Genomic DNA, 622 nt, shown 5'->3' with positions numbered 1-622 from the left:
CTTAACCTGATTGTAGAAAATTCGCCCCGCCCCTCTGCGACCTGGAAACATTTCCAGCTGATCGGTAATTCGGGCACCGGCTGAGTCTACTAAATATAGAAGCGGACAGCGAAGCTTTTCAGCTGTCTCTTGAATGCGGATAATTTTCTCTACGGTCCTTTTCCCCCAGGAACCGGCTTTGACGGTCGAGTCATTCGCCATTACACAAACAGTGCGCCCATGGATTTTGCCAATTCCAGTGACAACGCCGTCTGCCGGAAGATCGCCCGCAAGGATATTAGCAAACATCCCATCCTCTGACTGCAAACCGTTATCAAACAGCATATTCAGGCGCTCGCGGACAAAGAGTTTCCCTTTTTCCTGATTTTTTTCATGGTATTTTTCATGACCGCCCTGCAGGACATAATCTTTTTTTATTTGATATTCGGATTTTGCTTCGGTTTCGTTCATCTTACACCCTCCTTAATTTCTACCTTATAAAACTGCATCATTAGATCCAGTTAAAGTATCAATGCATTCCCTGAACTTCATGTTCTTCTTTCTTGGGGTATGATAGACGTTCATAAAACGCTTTATAGTTTGTGTTTTCATCTGTACCTTTGCAAAACAAGTGTTATAAACA

At 43.2% G+C, this 622-nt stretch carries 1 protein-coding gene; it reads right to left on the bottom strand.

The annotated features are described in order from the left end of the window. On the bottom strand, positions 1-450 hold a 450-nt coding region (locus tag V7149_RS07415), incomplete at its 3' end, for a carboxyl transferase domain-containing protein (RefSeq protein ID WP_335345013.1). Between the last annotated feature and the right edge of the window lie 172 nt (positions 451-622).

Source organism: Bacillus sp. JJ1503, assembly GCF_036965125.1.
Lineage (GTDB): Bacteria > Bacillota > Bacilli > Bacillales > Cytobacillaceae > Cytobacillus.
This window is presented reverse-complemented; position numbering and strand designations above follow the sequence as displayed.